Origin of the sequence: Shewanella sp. NKUCC05_KAH (genome assembly GCF_019345585.1) — a bacterium.
Lineage (GTDB): Bacteria > Pseudomonadota > Gammaproteobacteria > Enterobacterales > Shewanellaceae > Shewanella > Shewanella oncorhynchi.
This window is the reverse complement of sequence record NZ_JAHKQZ010000002.1, coordinates 181300-197823: the sequence shown is the minus strand read 5'-3', so window position 1 is coordinate 197823 and position 16524 is coordinate 181300. Positions and strand designations below refer to the sequence as shown.

15 protein-coding genes are annotated in these 16524 nt (G+C 43.9%); 8 read left to right on the top strand and 7 right to left on the bottom strand.

From position 1 onward, the window contains the following. Window positions 1-173: 173 nt before the first annotated feature. From KO533_RS02745 to KO533_RS02730, 4 genes are all read right to left on the bottom strand, one after another. Window positions 174-1085, bottom strand: coding sequence for an ABC transporter ATP-binding protein (locus KO533_RS02745; protein ID WP_219252775.1), 912 nt, complete (start codon window positions 1083-1085; stop codon window positions 174-176). After that, on the bottom strand, window positions 1082-1912 hold the full coding sequence (locus tag KO533_RS02740; protein WP_113938767.1) for an ABC transporter permease subunit: 831 nt from the start codon (window positions 1910-1912) through the stop codon (window positions 1082-1084). The genes KO533_RS02745 and KO533_RS02740 overlap by 4 nt, the downstream gene beginning before the upstream one ends. A gap of 176 nt (window positions 1913-2088) precedes the next feature. After that, complete coding sequence (locus tag KO533_RS02735) at window positions 2089-2760, bottom strand: DUF480 domain-containing protein (RefSeq protein WP_113938766.1); 672 nt, start codon at window positions 2758-2760, stop codon at window positions 2089-2091. A gap of 133 nt (window positions 2761-2893) precedes the next feature. Continuing rightward, window positions 2894-3736, bottom strand: a complete 843-nt coding sequence (locus KO533_RS02730; protein ID WP_105252833.1) for a S1-like domain-containing RNA-binding protein — start codon at window positions 3734-3736, stop codon at window positions 2894-2896. 598 nt (window positions 3737-4334) lie between these two features. Here KO533_RS02730 and KO533_RS02725 point away from each other — a divergent pair. From KO533_RS02725 to KO533_RS02690, 8 genes are all read left to right on the top strand, one after another. Beyond that, window positions 4335-4487, top strand: a complete 153-nt coding sequence (locus KO533_RS02725; protein ID WP_011846564.1) for a hypothetical protein — start codon at window positions 4335-4337, stop codon at window positions 4485-4487. Between the two features lie 487 nt (window positions 4488-4974). Further along, complete coding sequence (gene speA, locus KO533_RS02720) at window positions 4975-6888, top strand: biosynthetic arginine decarboxylase (protein ID WP_028760330.1); 1914 nt, start codon at window positions 4975-4977, stop codon at window positions 6886-6888. 159 nt (window positions 6889-7047) lie between these two features. Further along, a complete protein-coding gene (locus tag KO533_RS02715; protein WP_219252912.1) occupies window positions 7048-7989 on the top strand; it encodes an adenosylmethionine decarboxylase in 942 nt (313 codons plus the stop codon). A gap of 28 nt (window positions 7990-8017) precedes the next feature. Further along, window positions 8018-8656 (top strand): pyridoxamine 5'-phosphate oxidase, encoded by a 639-nt coding sequence (pdxH, locus tag KO533_RS02710; protein ID WP_219252774.1) that lies wholly within the window; start codon window positions 8018-8020, stop codon window positions 8654-8656. 68 nt (window positions 8657-8724) lie between these two features. Continuing rightward, window positions 8725-9177, top strand: a complete 453-nt coding sequence (locus KO533_RS02705) for a YaiI/YqxD family protein (protein WP_006081277.1) — start codon at window positions 8725-8727, stop codon at window positions 9175-9177. Between the two features lie 155 nt (window positions 9178-9332). After that, entirely contained in the window at window positions 9333-9908 is a 576-nt protein-coding gene (locus tag KO533_RS02700) for a YceI family protein (RefSeq protein ID WP_028760327.1), read from the top strand. Window positions 9909-10084: 176 nt separating this feature from the next. Then, window positions 10085-10441 carry a DUF3802 family protein gene (locus tag KO533_RS02695; protein ID WP_113938764.1) on the top strand — a complete coding sequence of 119 codons (357 nt, stop codon included), beginning with the start codon at window positions 10085-10087 and terminating at the stop codon, window positions 10439-10441. A gap of 424 nt (window positions 10442-10865) precedes the next feature. Continuing rightward, entirely contained in the window at window positions 10866-11228 is a 363-nt protein-coding gene (locus KO533_RS02690) for an STAS/SEC14 domain-containing protein (RefSeq protein WP_028760325.1), read from the top strand. An 11-nt stretch (window positions 11229-11239) separates the two neighbouring features. Here the strand turns inward: KO533_RS02690 and KO533_RS02685 are convergent, their stop codons facing one another. From KO533_RS02685 to nhaB, 3 genes are all read right to left on the bottom strand, one after another. Continuing rightward, a complete protein-coding gene (locus tag KO533_RS02685; RefSeq protein WP_219252772.1) occupies window positions 11240-13870 on the bottom strand; it encodes a PAS domain-containing protein in 2631 nt (876 codons plus the stop codon). Window positions 13871-14030: 160 nt separating this feature from the next. Continuing rightward, on the bottom strand, window positions 14031-14558 hold the full coding sequence (gene dsbB / locus KO533_RS02680; RefSeq protein WP_028760323.1) for a disulfide bond formation protein DsbB: 528 nt from the start codon (window positions 14556-14558) through the stop codon (window positions 14031-14033). Window positions 14559-14647: 89 nt separating this feature from the next. Continuing rightward, a complete protein-coding gene (gene nhaB / locus KO533_RS02675; RefSeq protein WP_028760322.1) occupies window positions 14648-16249 on the bottom strand; it encodes a sodium/proton antiporter NhaB in 1602 nt (533 codons plus the stop codon). Window positions 16250-16524: the final 275 nt, after the last annotated feature.

The window sequence follows — 16524 nt, the reverse complement described above, 5'->3', positions numbered from 1 at the left end:
TGAGTGGCGGGCTGATTTTACTGGGCGAAGTGACGGACTTAATTTAAAGGCTTATTGAAAGCCTTAGTTCAAAACCTTAGTTAAAAGGCCTAAGCGCAAGGCGTATTGCGCTTAAGCTATAAATTGAACACTATTCAACCGTTGGATGATGAGACATCCCTTTTAACGCTTGCCTATGAAAAGAGTGTTTCTTCCAGAGTGCGACCTTTCAGCAGCATCTTGTATTGCCATTGATGCTGATTGAAGAGGGCGAATAGGCGCATCTCAATATCACTGTTGTGCGCTTTTTCTGTATTTGTGTCTAGCTGGATAATAAACACATTACTTTGTTTTGAGCTGATGTTCACCACTCCCACCAGTTTTGCCACTTCCGCTTGCAATGCATCGCTGTCACAGTTTTGCATGGTTAACGTCAGGTAATCGCTGTCGGTCGACGCATGCATTGACACAGCTTGACTCAGTTGGCCTTTATCTAAATACAACACTTGATCGCACAGCTTTTCGAGCTCATCGAGATTATGGGAGCTGATCATAAAAGTTGTGGTGGGTGATAAGGCTTTGACCAGTTCACGGACTTTTTTTGCATTGGCAGGGTCGAGTCCCGCCGTTGGTTCATCTAATAATACTAATTCTGGCGAGCCAATCAGCGCCTGCGCAATTGATACACGTTTACTCATACCGTGGCTAAGGCTAGGCGGTTTTTGCTCGGCAACATCCGCCAAATCGACTAAGGTCAATACGCGAATGGCTTCTTGCTTTGCTTGCTCTAGGTTCATGCCCTGCAGGCGAGCGAAAAATATTAACTGACTGACAATCGTCAAGTTGGAATCGAGTACTGCATCCTGGGGTAAAGCGGCAATCTTGCCTAAGAGTTTAGGGCTATTGGGGGCTTCACCGAGTAGGGTTATGGTTCCAGAGCTGGGTGATAAATAGCCGCATAACAGGCTAAAAAGTGTGGTTTTACCCGCGCCATTGGGACCGACAAGGGCAATGGGGGCACCTGCTTCAAGATTGAAGCTCACATTGTTCAGTGCCTTTTTGCTGCCATAAAGCTTTGACAGCCCTTGGCATTGGATCAGACTCATAGCGAGCTCCTTTGCATATAAATTCTGCCGAGCAAGAGGGCCACAGCGGTTTGTAACAGTGGAATTGGTGCATAGACTAAGCTATTGAGTCCATTGGTATTGAGCATGTCCGACAGTTGAGCACCGGGTAATACCCACTGGAGTTGTGCGAGTAGGCTAGATTGATTCGCTAACACCACGATAGTGATGGAAATCACTGTCCATAAAATGGTGGCAAACACCATAGCTTGGCGTGCCGTGCGTGCATACAGGGACAATAAAGTCATCACAGCCGTGTAGGGCAAGATCACTATGATGAGGTTAAGGCCCACTAAGGCGCCAGACGTTAACGCTGATAAAAACAGTTGGCTGTCGCGGCTGAGCGCGAGGGCGACAGTGGCGATAATCGTTAATAGGATCAGTAAACCTTGGATCAGAATTTGGCCAAGGAAACGGCCGAACAATAAGCTGTCACGGCTAGTGCGTATGGTTAAGAAGCGCAGCGTGCCGCGGGTTTTATCCGATGAGAACTGATCGGCGGCGATAAGAATACTGAACAGTGGAAACAAATACAGCGCAAAGCACCAAAACACCGCCATTTCGGCCACGGGCCACTCAAAGAGCACATTGAGGGTATTGGCACCAAATAAACTGTCGATGATATCTTTTACATTGGGCTGCAATAACATGGCCGATGCACTTTGAATGGGGTAAAGCAGAAGTACACCCCAAACTAAACCAAAGGCGACCAAGGCGATGATCCCGCGGGTATTAAATAAAAATTTGCGCAGTTCAAACATGGCGATAATAAACATGTTGTTGAAACTGCTGGGTGGATTATTGGTCATGTGCTGTCTCTATTCTTTTTTGCGCTAGGTTCAGGGGGCTATGGTGCTTGGCGCGACTATGTTGGTGCGGTTAAGTTTCTCACCCTTGGGTAGACAGTGGATCGGTCGATAAGTGCCATGTTGCCCACATAGCACTTATTATCCATCGGTATTTATCAGTCATTATCTATCGCTAATTAGCTCAATGAGGCGATTAATTCATCGAGCTTTTGCGTCAGTTCAGCGACTTGTTGCTCAAGCTCTGTCACTCTGTTCACTAATTCAAGCGGCTCTGCGTCTACAGACACAGCGACATGGGCTAAGGTATGACTTGTGCTATGGGATTGACTAGCACTTTCGTGCGATGACGCTGCAGAGAATAATTCCACATAACGGGATTCACGGCGACCAGCTTCTCTGGGTAATTGTTTTAAGAAGGGCTTTTCACGGCTCATTAATTGACGGATGCAATCTTCCACGTCGATCACGTCTTTAAATTCGTGTAGGCGGTTGCTGCGGGTCCGAAGTTCTCCCGGTGTTTGTGGGCCACGTAATAGCAACAAACAGACGATGGCGAGTGCGGCGGGGGACAGTTGAAGTTCGCTGAATTCGGTATTGCAGAATCTGTGCTTGTATTTAACGACGCGGCTACCGAATCCCGACTGTTCGCTGATCAAACGTTTCCGATTTAGGGAATCAACGGCGATTTGCACTTGGGTTTCGCTGAGTTCGAGTACCGGCTCGCGGCTGGTTTTTTGATTGCAGGCTAAGGTCAAAGAGTTTAGCGAGAGTGGATATTGCTCAGGGGTGGTGATTTCTTTCTCAAGCAGGCATCCGATGACTCTGGCTTCGTGTAACGTGAGTTCCATATAAGCTCCAAAGAAAAAAGCATGGCTTTGTTTATAACAGAGCCATGCTTAATATCCTAGGAGTTGTCAGTCAAACTCTGTCTTAGTGGCGGTAAACTGTACAATTTTAACGCTAAGTCCTGAATAGAGTTGATTATTCTGCGGTTTCAGTTAAACGCAGACCATCATTATCTATGCTCAGTTGGCCATTCTTAAATAAGCCACCTATGGCTTTTTTGAAGGCTTTTTTACTCATACCAAGCTGATCGTAAATGATTTCAGCATCGGTTTTATCGGTCAGGGCTAAGAAGCCGCCAGCCTGTTTGAGTTTGATCAGAATGATGTGGGCGTGCTTATCTAACTCTTGTTTACTGCCTTGTTGCAGTACAAGATCGATTTTGCCGTCGCGGCGCACTTGTTTGATGAAACCTTTGAGTCTTTGGCCGAAACGCAGTTTTTGGAACACTTCGTTTTCGTAAATCACGCCCCAATGGGCATGATTAATAATGGCTTTGTAGCCTAAATCTGTGGTGCCGCCGATGTATAAATCGACCTGCTCACCGACTGTGTAGTCCGGCTCAGTCTTATCGAGGAACTTATCGATTTTTGATGAGGCCATGATGCGTTCATCGGCGCGGTTGGCGTGTACATAGACCAGATATGAGCGGCCTTCTTCAATAGGCTTATGTTGCTCACCGAAGGGCAGTAATAAATCTTTATCTAAGCCCCAGTCTAAAAAGGCGCCATAAGGGCCGGTTGCAACGGCTTTTAAGTAGGCGAATTCGCCTACCTGTGCCAATGGACGGCGAGTGGTAGCAATCACGATATCTTCAGAATCTAGATACAGAAACACGTCAAGCAGATCACCGACTTGGCAGTCTTTTGGGGTGACTTTGTTTGGCAGCAGTACTTGCCCTAATTCGTGGGCGTTTAAATACACGCCAAAGCTGACTTGTTTTACAACCTCAAGTTTGCAGGTTTTACCTATCTGTACCATGGATCTCTCTGTGCATAATGGAATGTGATTCGATTGCGATTATACACTTCGGTGCTGAAACTGCAGCATTATTGTCTTTGAGCTTTATCTTAGCGTGTGTGAGTCGTCACTTAGCGCAGGCTTGACCACGCATTGTGTCTCGGAGGAACCACTGATTTGTGGCGGGTTTGGCGCCGTGATAATTGGTTGTTTGGCTTCACTTAATATTGGCAAATGTGCATCACTTGAGTGACACACAAAAATCAGGGATATTTGCAGGGGTAAATGTCAATAAAAGTGACAAAGGTGATATAAAAAATATTGAACAGACGTGTACGACGTTTATGGGTTAACTAACTAATATTACTCTATTTAAAACCAATGGGTGGCGGGTGGTTGTTAAGCAAGTGTTTATTATATTTTAATGCAAAAGATTAAATGAGATTCTTGCTTGCATTCTGTGACATTGCGCGGTTTAATTGCGCCGTTCAACGATTCCGCTCGTTGCAGACATTACAAATATTACGTGAGTAATAAAGGTTTTATGGTTCACCAGTCATTAACCGTGTAATTGACAACATATCGATTTACATGGGGTTAAGAGGGTTTTTATTAGCTAATGCACAAGCATCCATTTTTTGCACTTTGCCTAAAAGTGTCACAATGCCAACGCTCGATTGTCGTACCATACGATGATACTGGCCTTAAGCATCTCACGTTGATCCGCATCAATTCTGGCCGCGAAGAAGCCAATAGTCCCCTGTTAAAATAATCTTGCCTAGCGATAAGCTGGTTTGGCGTTTTCGCTAGTTCAGTGTTATCGGTTTTCGTTTTCTACTTGTGTAATCGGTTTCTGAAGGTCTTAACCTCTTTCAAACGTCTTTAAGCTACTTATTAGCTTGATGTTTTAAGGATGCGACTCAGGATCTTATTTGGCTTTTTGGCGGTATTTGCGCCCTTTAGCCTGAGGATAAATGCAAGCGAGGTAAGTAAAGATAGCTTTACTGAGGTAAGGGAATAAGCTTTCCCTTCAATATGATACGATGTATTGCGCTAAGATGCGTTGTCTCTTGCGCTATTAATGAAAATCGCAGCAATGTCACTTACACTAGCGTGACGTTGCGGCATTAAGGAGAAGGTAAAATCTACCTTCGTGTATGTCAGGTAAGGTGTCCCTTTGCCTGGGTTTGTCGAACGGGCGGTTGTGCTATTAAGCCATAACCGTTTAACCCATTTTTTAATAGACGGGCTAAATAATAATGAATGATTGGTCTATTGATGATGCTCGTGCTGGGTACAATGTTACTCACTGGAGCCAAGGTTTTTATGGGATTAGCGATCAAGGTGAGGTGACTGTGTCACCGGACCCCAAAAATCCTGATTACAAGATTGGCTTAAATGAGCTAGCCAAAGACATGGTTAAGGCGGGAGTCGCTTTACCTGTACTAGTTCGTTTTCCGCAGATCCTGCACCACAGAGTGAACAGTTTGTGCCAAGCATTCGACCAAGCGATACAGAAGTACGAGTATCAGGCGGATTATTTGCTGGTTTACCCGATTAAAGTAAACCAACAGCAAACTGTGGTGGAAGAGATCCTGGCGAGTCAGGCATCAAAAGAAGTACCACAACTGGGTTTAGAAGCGGGCAGTAAGCCTGAGCTGATGGCTGTGTTAGCCATGGCGCAAAAAGCCAGTTCAGTCATTGTATGTAATGGTTATAAAGATAATGAATATATCCGTTTAGCACTGATTGGTGAAAAGTTAGGCCACAAGGTTTACATCGTTTTAGAAAAACTGTCTGAACTGAAAATGGTGTTAGCTGAATCTAAACGTCTGGGTGTGACACCGCGTTTAGGTCTACGTGCACGTTTAGCGTTCCAAGGCAAAGGCAAGTGGCAGGCGAGCGGCGGTGAAAAATCTAAGTTTGGTTTATCTGCTGCGCAAATTTTGCTGGTTGTAGAGCAACTTAAGCAACACGATATGCTGGATTCGCTGCAATTGCTGCATTTCCACTTAGGTTCGCAAATCGCTAATATCCGTGATATTCGCCAAGGTGTGAGTGAAGCGGGTCGTTTCTACTGTGAATTACGTGAATTAGGCGCAAGCGTTAACTGCTTTGACGTCGGTGGTGGTTTAGCGGTGGATTACGATGGCACTCGTAGCCAAAGTAATAACTCGATGAACTATGGCCTGACCGAATATGCCAACAACATAGTTAACGTATTGACTGACATCTGTAATGAATACGAGCAACCTATGCCACGTATTATTTCAGAATCGGGTCGTTACTTAACGGCGCACCATGCTGTGCTTATCACCGATGTTATCGGTACTGAAGCTTATCAGCCTGAAGATATTCAACCGCCAGCGGAAGATTCACCACAGTTATTGCATAACATGTGGCATTCATGGTCTGAGATCAGCGGCCGCGCCGATCAACGTGCTTTGATTGAGATTTACCACGATAGCCAAAGTGACTTACAAGAAGCGCATTCGCTATTCGCTTTAGGTCAATTGACCTTAGCGGAGCGTGCGTGGGCTGAGCAAGCTAACCTGCGCGTGTGTCATGAAGTGCAAGGGCTATTGAGTGCGAAAAACCGTTATCACAGACCTATCATTGATGAACTCAATGAAAAGTTAGCCGATAAGTTCTTTGTTAACTTCTCATTATTCCAGTCATTACCGGATGCTTGGGGTATTGACCAAGTGTTCCCAGTATTGCCGTTATCGGGCCTAGATAAAGCCCCTGAACGCCGTGCTGTCATGCTCGATATCACCTGCGACTCTGACGGTATTGTCGATCAATACGTTGATGGTCAAGGGATTGAAACCACGCTGCCAGTGCCAGCATGGAGTGCGGATAGCCCGTACCTGATTGGTTTCTTCCTTGTGGGTGCATACCAAGAAATCTTGGGTGATATGCATAACCTGTTTGGTGATACAAACTCAGCAGTGGTTCGCATTGAAGATAATGGTGTGACTAACATCGAATCGGTATTGGCGGGTGACACGGTTGCTGACGTATTGCGTTACGTTAACTTAGATGCGGTGGCCTTTATGCGCACTTATGAAGAGTTAGTGAATCTGCATATCGCCGAAGGTGAACGCGCACAAATTTTAGAAGAATTGCAACTAGGGCTGAAAGGCTATACCTATTTAGAAGATTTTTCTTAATTTCTAGCGTGTTAAAATAAATCAGCCTTGGGTAACCTCGGCTGATTTTTGTTTTTATAAGGACAGATTTTTCACTTTTATTGCCGTTTTAGTCGTGTAAAATCGCGTTGTTCTAGGATCAAGTAAAGGATGAGTGACGATCATGAGGTCAAAGGGTTGATGTTTTTTGAAGGTTCAGAAAAAAAACTCGAGATTATCGTGACGGCGTCTGCGCCGAATTTACGAGAACTCGATGTGAGTTTTTGGTCTGCCTTAGTCAACTGTGCCCACGCCGAGATACTGTCGCAGTTAAGTAATGCGGACTGTGATGCTTATCTGTTGAGTGAATCCAGCTTGTTTGTATGGCACGACAGATTTGTCATGCTCACCTGTGGTAACAGTACCTTAGTGGACGCCGCCTGTTACTTTATCGACGCGCTTGGCGCACCTGCGATGGTCTTGGTGAGTTATCAGCGTAAAAACGAATACCAAGCTCATCTGCAAACCACGAGTTTTGCCGAAGATATTGGCAAACTGCGCCAACGTATCGCCGGTAAAGCCTTTCGAGTAGGCCATCTCGACAGCCATCATCACTATTTTTTCTGCTCTGACAGTGATTATCGAGCACCAAATGATGATCAAACCAGTGAGCTGTTGATGTACCACATTCGTGGCGAATTTGCCGACTATCTTAATGGCGGCTCGCAGAGTAAAGATGAGATTTACGCCGCACTCGAGCTTAACGATTTACTCCCTGAATTTGAGATTGACGCCCATTTATTTGATCCGTCAGGCTTTTCGATGAACGGTCTTTGGGGCAAATATTATGTTACTTTGCATATTACGCCTCAAAGCGAGAATGCGTGCGCTAGCTCCTATGTGAGCTTTGAAACGAATCTGGATTTAGCGCAGTATCCGCAAGATCTATTAGCGCGTCTATTAACCTTGTTTGCTCCTGTCAGTTGGGACACAATCCGCTTTAACACCGACGACTCAACGCAGGGATTTCCTGCCCATTTATGCTTAGGGCGGTGTTCATTAACGACCGAGCAAGGTTATGACATTGGTTTTAGCCACTATCAGCAGCTTCAGGCTGAAGTGCTGATCCCTGAACTCATGTGAATTTTTGGCGTTTGCTTAAGGAAACCCTATGACAGATCTCAGTGATATCCGCCGCGAGTATGCCAAAGGCGGCTTAAGACGTGCCGACTTACCGCAAAACCCGATGGACTTGTTTGAATTGTGGATGACGCAGGCGAGGGATGCAGAGCTTAGTGATCCCACCGCCATGTGTGTGGCGACTGTGGATGAGCACGGCCAACCTTTTCAACGAATAGTATTACTTAAGCGTTTTGATGACACAGGTTTCGTATTTTTTACTAACCTTGGCAGCCGCAAAGCACAGCAAATTGCTGCTAATAATAAAGTCAGTTTGCATTTCCCTTGGCATCCTCTAGAGCGTCAAGTATCTGTGCTTGGTGAAGCGCAGGCACTGTCCACCGCTGAAGTGCTTAAATACTTTATGACCCGTCCTAAGGACAGCCAAATTGCGGCTTGGGTATCGCAGCAGTCGAGTAAACTCAGCGCTAGACAAGTACTTGAAGGCAAATTCTTCGAAATGAAAGCTAAGTTCGCCAAGGGCGATGTGCCTTTACCCAGTTTTTGGGGCGGTTACTTAGTGAGACCTTCGAGTATCGAATTTTGGCAGGGTGGAGAACACAGGCTGCATGATCGTTTTATTTATTCTTGCCATGATGCAGAGTGGGAAATCGATCGTTTAGCGCCATAGTACGGCGCATAGTTCGATAGCTCAGCATAGAACTGAGCTCGTGAACCTAACAACAGAGCTAAAAGACATTGAGTGATTATAAAATTTGGGTTGATGCGGATGCATGCCCTAATCCCATCAAAGAAATCCTGTTTCGGGCGGCGGAGCGCAAAGCCCTGCCGTTGGTGCTGGTGGCTAATCAAATGATCCGCGTACCGCCATCTCCCTATATCAGCCAAATTCGAGTCGGTGCGGGATTTGATGTGGCCGATCAATATATTGTCGATCATGTGGAACCGACGCATTTAGTGATCACTGCGGATATTCCCTTAGCGGCTTTAATCATTGAAAAGGGCGCCTTGGCGCTCAATCCCCGTGGCGAGCTTTATACCGTCGATAACATAAAACAAAAACTGACGATGCGTGACTTTATGGAAGATTTACGCGGTTCTGGCGTGCACACCGGCGGGCCTGATTCGTTTTCTCAAGCGGATAAACAGGCTTTTGCCAATAGCTTAGATAAATGGTTAGTGCGCGTATGAATCATAGTTTACTGGTCGCTAATGGATAAACAGAGTATCTTTAGCTTAAGTTAGGTGATGTTGATCACGTTTAACTGGGCAGGATTTTAGTCTGTTGCGGATGTCGATTTTCTTTACGACATGGCTTTTAAACTCACTCTTTAAGGACGGATACGATGAAAAAATGGATGGGAATTGTCGCCTTATCTGCTATGGCCAGTTTTAGCTGTGCCGCGCAATGGCAAGTGATGGAACAAGATTCGCGAGTCAGTTTTATTTCGGTAAAGAAAGGTGATATAGGTGAAGTCCATCACTTTAAACAACTCAAAGGTACGCTAAAAGATAACGGTCAATTTGAATTAACAATTCCACTAATCGGTGTGGCAACGGGTATTGATGTCCGCGATGAGCGGATGCAAAATTTGTTATTTGAAGTGTCTTTGTATCCAGAGCTGAAACTGTCATCACAAGTAGACCCTAAGATACTAAAAAATCTTGGCGTCGGTGAGAGTAAAGTTTTTGATATTGATGGAAAAATTGCGTTACACGGCAAATCGCAAACTAAGGCTTTTTCGGTGATTATCACTAAAGTTTCTGATAACAAACTTTTAGTGAACAGTTTTCAACCGGTAATTGTTAATGCCAATGAGTTTGATCTTGTGGCTGGGATTGATAAATTACGTGAAATTGCGGGTTTATCGAGCATTAGTCAAGCTGTTCCTGTGTCATTTGTACTAACCTTAACTCAGTAACTTCAATAAGATTGGTATAGATCAATACGTCTGTTATCGAAGATAGGCTAGAGTTAAATAAGTGGCGTATGCGAGATCTTGATAAGAAGCCGAGCCTTTGGCTTCTTTGATATTTTCTGATGTGCTATTAATAGCATCACAATAGATATTAAGTTAATGAGTTTAAAGGGTAAAAAATGGTCACAGATAAAGATGGTTACATGCATTTGGTCCAGTATTTAACTGAACATCTTGGCTTATTTGAAACACCAAGTTCAGAGGTAGTTTCAGACGATACTGTGATGGAGTTATTTGAAGAGCAATTGTCGGCACAGATCATTATGGTGTGTGGCCAAAATCCATCGTTGTCTTTTACGCAACGTAATGTGATTATCCGTGAAGTGGATGCAATTGTGTATGATTTAGAAGAGATTTTAGCTTCAGTTGCCAACCATAAAGCGACTCCCGCACAAACTTTATTTATTACTGAGTTTTCTAGTTTGATTAAGAATTTGTTCGATCAAGAAATCGCTAAACTTCAAGTGAGTGCTTAGTCAGAATAGCAATTAGATTATTTATTAATGCGTGATTTCAGGTAAGTCAGGACTAATACTAATTTTTAGCGGCGTAAATCATCATCGTTTGAGTACCATGTGTTTCCTCACTCTTATTGTTAAGCTCGAGCTGCAGCAGCTTTGAGTGTGAGGTAAATATCTGCTCTTTGCTTCACCTCATGTTATTTCGTATGGCCACCATTTTTCATCGAGTTCTGCGACTAAGTTTTGTTGCTGTGTTATGCGAGTCATCGCTGTGGATTAGCTCCTTTTGGCGTTATTTGCATCACTGATGTGTATGTATAAAATGGTGTTTTTTTTAAAATAAAAAGCCCATCTTTCCCGCATTTATGTCATTGTCTGTGTATCTTTAGTGTATGAGCTTTAACTATTTTTCCCTTCATGTATTGATAAGGAGTGTTCAATGCTAACGATTTCTTCGGGTCATGCCGATGATATATTGGCTGTGGTCGCATCTGGCCGTGTTAACCATGGGGATGTTGAAGGCTATTTGGTTCCCGCCATAGAAGCCAAGCTGCAAGACCACGCCAGTATTCGCCTTTGGTACGAGTTTTCCCCTGAATTTGAAGGTATATCCGTTGGGGCCCTGTGGGATGATGCGGTATTAGGTTTATTTCATTTAAGTGATTTTTCAAGGGTCGTGATGATTGCCAATGCCACTCAAACAAATGCTATGGTTAATGCGCTAGCCTGCATGCTGCCATGTCCGGTAAAGGTATTTACCGCCGATGAACATAGCCAAGCCAAGGCATGGTTAGATCAATAACGCACCTTCATTTATTGCGGTTCTAAACCTGTACTCAGTGGCCAACGACATTGAATGTGTGTGCCTTGGTTCAAGTGGCTACTGATGCTAAGGCTGCCATTGAGATCATTTTTAAGCCACAGATTTATACAGGTCAGCGTTCCAATGCAGAGTTCTTGTGTTAGTTCTTGTCGTAACTGTGCGAGTTGCGGTTCTGTCATACCTATCCCATTATCGATAATACTGATGTGTAACTCTTCGCTCGACTTGTCGATATTAATGGTTATTTCACGCTGTTCATTGTGAGCTTTAAATGCATGATTCAACGTGTTGGTGATTAGACGATAAAACAGCTGCAAATATTGCCAAGAAGGGCCATCAATGATGATATTTTCTTCGCAATTTAACGCTATTTCCACATTTGTTTTAGCTAGTTGTACCTTTAGTAACCCTAAGAGATGGCGCATAAATTGTGCGAGATGCAGTGGCCGAATGTCATTTTGATGATTCGTTAATAACTGGGCAATATGTCGCAGTTTATCTGCCTGAGTCACCATGATTTCGGTGATCTGATTTTGGTCGTTAGCATTATCTATTGGCTGAAGTTGGCACACTTTGGCGAGTAGCTGATCTTGCTCATGCATAATTTGCGTCATCATTTCAGCTAGAAAATTTTGCATTAGCTGTTGGCTTTGTTCACGACTGAGATTGAGTTGGTGATGCTTCTCAAGTAATTGGGTTGATTTGTCTTGGAGCAGATGGAGTTCATGGCTATGTTGATTACTGAGGCGAACTTGTTCTTGTAGGTGATTAAGCGCCTCGACTTGCCCTAAAAGTAACTTTTCTTGTTCTTGCTCTTTAATTTTTTGTAAGGTGATATCAAAGGCGATAGCACCGACTGCAATAACGGTATCGTCATCATCTTTGATCTTAAATTTAGTCACGATATAAATAAGATTGCCTAGGGGCGATGGAATAGCTTCTTCGAAGTTTATGGCTTCATGATTATGCAGAACGCGTCGATCATTTTGTTGATACTCGTGGGCAAATTGGCTGGGAAATATCTCAAAATCAGAGGTGCCAATAATGCGTCTGCGTTCTATACCTAAGATTTCACAATATTTGTCATTGACGAGAATATATTTACCGTGAAGATCTTTGATATAGATGAGATTTTGAGAAAATTTAAGTAAAGCCCTCAATTGTTCTTTATGGCGCTTTAACTCCAGTTGAAACAGGTTTTGGCTCTGCAATTGCTGTTCTAGTGCCAGGTTACTCGCATCTAAGCTCGCCATTGCCACTTCAAGCTGTCGAGTACGCGACAGGAATGTTTTTGCCAATAAGCCAATTTCGTCATGGCTGTTATTGGCTTTGAGTTCGATAGAGGCGGAATCATTACGTTTTAAGGCTTGGACGATTTCAATAATGGGGGTGATAAATAGTCGGTGCTGGAGTAAGAATAATAGAATTAAGCCTAATAGTTGAATACAGACTAAATAAACGCCGACCTTTTCGATTAAATGTTTAGCGGTATCCTGCAGCGGTGAAATTGGGGTGACGACAAGTACCTTCCAATAGGTATTTGGCATGAGAAATACCGAAACGAGAGATGCCGTTTTAAGGATTGGATCATGGGTCAAAGTTACCGACGTCAGTAATTTCGGGGCAGTAAAATGATTTAAGGCATTGTTATTTACGATGGCCGCTAACATGTCACGCTCATTTTGATGACTTAGTCTCGTTAGATGCTGCATCTGTTCTTGGGTAAAAACGCGCTCGGCAATCGCCGCTTCTATAAAGGCTTTATCTGCACTCTGTAATGCGACTTCGACGGGGCTGAAATCTGGCTGTTGGCTGGCGAGATGATTGAAGGTGACGAAAGAATGATTGGTATTGGTTTGCTGCTTAAGATTGTTATTGGCATCTGGATAGGCGAGTACTTGGTTTTGATGATCTAAGGCTATGACATAGCCTCTGACATTAATCATAGCATTGCGTAACAGCACATTGAGCTTTTCTAAACTGATATCCACAGTGGCGGCACCAATAAACTGATGGTCCATCCACATAGCGCCTGAGGCTGTGATCATTGACTCATGGGTTGTCGGATCGAAATAAGATTTTGACCAGAAAATTTTACCTGCAGGAAAATAGCGCGTCGGGCGATACCATTCTTCGGTGTGGTAGCTTGGGAACGTGTCTTTGTTATAGGAATCAATGGCGACTAATTCATCGTTTACATTGTGTGCCCAAAACAGGCTATCTCGAAATTTTTGCTGATTAAACGCGCCGGGTTCCGGCCAGACGCCGCCACCAGAGATGATGCGTTGTTGACTATCGAGCTTCAGCAACGTGGGAATGGTTTTCACCAGTTGCTCATGATCATAGCGGTAAAGTTTGGCAATACTGGAAATAGAGTCGACTACGGTTTCAACCTGTGAAGTCATTTCTTGCAGTTTGGCGATAATCAACTGGCCATAGTTTTGGTTTAACACGGCTTGCTGATCAAGAACTTGTTGGCGTTGAATGCTTAGCATCACCCAAGCTGTACTACAAATCAAAATAGCGGCAATGACGAGCTGAATAAGGCTAAATTTGAATGGCAAACTGTTTTGCCATTGGGTTAATGGCGTGTGTGGCTCAGATGTCGAACTTTTTCCCATAATCCCCAGTTTCCAAATCACCACTTTTCATTGAGCCAGTGTAGCGCTTTCTCACTGTTTTGCTATTGGCATATGTTTAAGTTGCGAGGATTGAATAGGATAAGTGGAATATAATCGTCAATAAAAAGGCAGGTTTTATGCCTGCCTTATCTCAAACTCGTTATTTATAAAGAGATGGTTTATTTGAACCACTTAGGACAGGCACAATAAAGAGTAACCAAGCGACTAAGAAGCCACTGAAGGCCACTACCATCCATTCGGGCATCGTTACACCCATAAAGACCCAAGGTACATCAGTACACATGCCAGTAGGCATCATAACGGCAGGGAACCATTCGTGTAATGGCATCCAAGCTGGAAATTCAGGTAAGAATGAACAGGTTGAAAAAGGGGATGGGTTGGCTTGCATATCTACGAGCGATAAGGCTAGTTTTAATCCCCAAGTTGCACTGATGGCCCAGAGCACGGCAGCTAAGATCCTGACTATTCGATATTTGGGTGCTGTCATGCCAATGAGACCTGCTGCCAATAAACCAAAAATAGCGAGTCTTTGGTAAATACACATGACACAGGGTTCCAGTTTCATAACATATTGAAAATACAGGGCGGCTGCTTCTAACCCAAGGGCTGTGCCTGCGAGAATAAACCAAGATGAACGGGAATGGGCAAAGCGAGTCATTACAGTCAAAGTGAGCTCCATATCAACAAAAAACGCCCTCAGACATGGGGCGTTTTTTGGACTCTACTTATTAAATAAAGTTCAGTCAATAAAGAAGATTAATGTCCAGTCATCGGCTCTAAAACTTCACTAGCGCTGTGATGGATGATTATCTGGGAATCATAGAAATATTGGGTAGCTTGTTCTAAGAAACCCGTTTGAATCGCCATGACACCTACGATAGACAGCACGATAGTGTAAGGCAATGCCATCCATACCATTCTGCCATAGGATAAGCGAATAAGTGGCGCTAGTGCTGAGGTTAGTAGGAATAAGAACGCCGCTTGACCATTGGGCGTGGCAACCGAAGGTAAGTTAGTTCCAGTATTAATCGCAACGGCCAGCAAGTCGAATTGATCACGGCTGATTTGACCGTTAATCAATGCCGCTTTCACTTCGTTAATGTACACAGTGCCGACGAACACGTTATCACTCACCATAGACAGCAATCCGTTGGCGATGTAGAAAATCACCAACTGAGTATTGCCTTGATAACTCAGTGCCCATTGGATCACTGGTGCGAATAAGTGCTGGTCGATAATCACGCCAACAACCGCAAAGAAGACTGCTAATAACGCGGTAAAAGGCAGTGCTTCTTCGAAAGCTTTACCGAGGGCATGCTCATCGGTAACGCCGTTAAAGGCTGTGGTTAAAATAATCACAGAAAGACCAATTAGGCCCACTGAGGCCAAGTGCAATGCAAGTCCAGCGATCAACCAGACACCCACTAAGGCTTGGACGATTAACTTCATGTTGTCTTTATTGGTACGGCGCGCATCTTCATGGGCGGCATATTCACATAAGATCCGATGAACGGCCGTTGGCAACTTAGCGCCATAACCAAAAATGCCAAATTTTTCAACTAAGTAACAAGTTAAGATGCCCGAGATTAATACAGGAACAGTAACGGGTGACATACGCACGGCGAATTCACCAAATTGCCAATTTGCTTGCGCGGCGATAATAAGGTTTTGTGGTTCACCGACCATAGTACACACGCCGCCCAGCGCAGTACCCACACCCGCATGCATTAACAGATTACGTAGGAAACCACGGAATGCACTGAGTTCTTCTTCGTTTAACTGATCTTCACCATCATCATTTTTACCTTCAGAGGTATGATCGTGATCGGCGCCGAAATCTTTTCCAGAAGCGACCTTGTGGTAAATAGAATAGAAACCCACAGCGACCGCGATAATGACGGCAATAACCGTTAACGCATCTAAGAAGGCTGATAAAAAGGCTGAAGCCAAACAAAACATTAATGACACTAAAATTTTAGAGCGCACTTTAGTAATGATTTTCGTGAAGCCAAATAGCAGCAATTGCTTCATGAAATATATACCAGCGACCATAAACACCAAGAGTAATAATACTTCGAGGTTGGCTTCTATTTCATGTAAGACTTGGCTTGCCGATGTCATTCCGATCGCGACGGCTTCAATTGCCAATAATCCGCCGGGCTGTAATGGATAGCATTTTAATGCCATTGCTAAGGTAAAAATAAATTCTAGAACCAATACCCAACCAGCCACAAAGGGGTCGACATAGAAAAAGAGTATTGGATTGATAATTAAAAATGACAGTATTGCGGTTTTGTACCACTTAGGAGAATTTCCTAAGAAGTTCCCAATAAACGCCTGACTCATTGTCGCCGGCATGGCAGCCTCTCTTCTAATTATGTTAAAAATTGCACGTGATTATTATCAATACCTGCGTTAGTTAAATGAGTCTAGCCTAAAGAGAAAGCTAATGTAATGAGTTACTGATACCGACATTTCAAAAAGCGGAGCTAAGCGGCAAAATTGGCCCATCCTGTATTGACCTTGGTCGTTTTTTTGAACGATTCTGTGACATTTACACGGCGATAACACAGTGATTTTAAGTGAATGGTTTCCATTTTTTACCGCTCTGGTATGATCAGTGACCATTACGA

Bases quoted from the DNA above. Each gene is read 5' to 3' on its own strand.
- KO533_RS02715 (WP_219252912.1), top strand. From the start codon at position 7,048: ATGTTTTTTGAAGGTTCAGAAAAAAAACTCGAGATTATCGTGACGGCG.
- KO533_RS02735 (WP_113938766.1), bottom strand. From the start codon at position 2,760: ATGGAACTCACGTTACACGAAGCCAGAGTCATCGGATGCCTGCTTGAG.
- pdxH (WP_219252774.1), top strand. From the start codon at position 8,018: ATGACAGATCTCAGTGATATCCGCCGCGAGTATGCCAAAGGCGGCTTA.
- KO533_RS02700 (WP_028760327.1), top strand. From the start codon at position 9,333: ATGAAAAAATGGATGGGAATTGTCGCCTTATCTGCTATGGCCAGTTTT.
- KO533_RS02740 (WP_113938767.1), bottom strand. From the start codon at position 1,912: ATGACCAATAATCCACCCAGCAGTTTCAACAACATGTTTATTATCGCC.
- speA (WP_028760330.1), top strand. From the start codon at position 4,975: ATGAATGATTGGTCTATTGATGATGCTCGTGCTGGGTACAATGTTACT.
- KO533_RS02695 (WP_113938764.1), top strand. From the start codon at position 10,085: ATGGTCACAGATAAAGATGGTTACATGCATTTGGTCCAGTATTTAACT.
- KO533_RS02690 (WP_028760325.1), top strand. From the start codon at position 10,866: ATGCTAACGATTTCTTCGGGTCATGCCGATGATATATTGGCTGTGGTC.
- KO533_RS02745 (WP_219252775.1), bottom strand. From the start codon at position 1,085: ATGAGTCTGATCCAATGCCAAGGGCTGTCAAAGCTTTATGGCAGCAAA.
- KO533_RS02730 (WP_105252833.1), bottom strand. From the start codon at position 3,736: ATGGTACAGATAGGTAAAACCTGCAAACTTGAGGTTGTAAAACAAGTC.
- nhaB (WP_028760322.1), bottom strand. From the start codon at position 16,249: ATGCCGGCGACAATGAGTCAGGCGTTTATTGGGAACTTCTTAGGAAAT.
- KO533_RS02725 (WP_011846564.1), top strand. From the start codon at position 4,335: ATGCACAAGCATCCATTTTTTGCACTTTGCCTAAAAGTGTCACAATGC.
- KO533_RS02685 (WP_219252772.1), bottom strand. From the start codon at position 13,870: ATGGGAAAAAGTTCGACATCTGAGCCACACACGCCATTAACCCAATGG.